At 64.5% G+C, this 1,289-nt stretch carries 1 protein-coding gene; it reads right to left on the bottom strand.

The window, feature by feature from the left end; all coding sequences use genetic code 11:
- Nucleotides 1-4: 4 nt before the first annotated feature.
- Nucleotides 5-1,289: adenosylhomocysteinase (gene ahcY, locus ACFOW6_RS18025; protein ID WP_382423820.1), on the bottom strand; the 1,285-nt coding region annotated here is incomplete at its 5' end.

The raw sequence follows: 1,289 nt of genomic DNA, 5'->3' as shown, positions 1-1,289 counted from the left end.
GGCCTCAGTACCGATATGTATCGTTTTTGAACGGTCCGTTCTGGGGCACGCCGATGTAGTCGGCCTGCTCCTTGGAGAGCTCGGAGAGATGGGCGCCGATCTTGTCGAGATGCAGCTTGGCGACCTTCTCGTCCAGGTGCTTGGGCAGCACGTAGACCTGGCGCTCGTAGTTGGCGTGGTTCTTCCACAGCTCGATCTGGGCCAGCACCTGGTTGGTGAACGACGCGCTCATCACGAAGCTGGGATGGCCCGTGCCGCAGCCCAGGTTCACCAGACGGCCCTCGGCCAGCAGGATGATCTTGTGCCCGTCCGGGAACTCGATCTGGTCCACCTGCGGCTTGATCGACTGCCACTTCAGGTTCTTCAGCCCCTCGACCTGGATCTCGTTGTCGAAGTGCCCGATGTTGCACACGATCGCCCGGTCCTTCATGGCCCGCATGTGGTCCACCGTGATCACGTCGGCGTTGCCCGTGGCGGTGACGAAGACGTCCGCCTTGGGCGCCGCCTCGTCCATGGTCACCACCTCGAAGCCCTCCATGGCCGCCTGCAGGGCGCAGATCGGGTCGATCTCGGTGACCATCACGCGCGCCCCGGCATGGCGCAGGGACTCGGCCGAGCCCTTGCCCACGTCGCCGAAGCCGGCGACCACCGCCGTCTTGCCCGCCATCATTACGTCGGTCGCCCGCCGGATGCCGTCCACCAGGCTCTCCCGGCAGCCATACTTGTTGTCGAACTTCGACTTGGTCACCGAGTCGTTCACGTTGATCGCCGGCGCCAGCAGCGTGCCCGCCTTGGCCATCTCATACAGCCGCAGCACACCCGTGGTGGTCTCCTCCGAAATGCCCTTCACGTCCTTCATGATCTCGGCGTACTCGGGCTTGTGCAGCATCGCCGTCAGGTCGCCGCCGTCGTCCAGCACCATGTTCGGGCGCCAGCCGTTCGGCCCCTCGATGGTCTGCTCGATGCACCACTCGTACTCCTCTTCGCTCTCGCCCTTCCAGGCAAAGACCGGAACGCCGGACGCCGCAATCGCCGCCGCCGCCTGGTCCTGCGTCGAGAAGATGTTGCACGACGACCAGCGCACCTCGGCGCCCAGCGCCGTCAGCGTCTCGATCAGAACACCCGTCTGGATCGTCATGTGAAGGCAGCCGGCAATCCGAGCCCCCTTCAGCGGCTGCGACGAAGCATACTCCTCGCGCGTCGCCATCAGACCCGGCATCTCCGTCTCAGCTATCTCAAGCTCAAGACGGCCCCAGTCCGCCAAACCAATGTCCTTAACCTTGTAGTCG

The organism is Fodinicurvata halophila, assembly GCF_042651425.1.
GTDB lineage: Bacteria > Pseudomonadota > Alphaproteobacteria > Kiloniellales > DSM-21159 > Fodinicurvata > Fodinicurvata halophila.
Note: the sequence above shows the minus strand (reverse complement) of the source record. Positions and strands in the feature narration are given on the sequence as shown.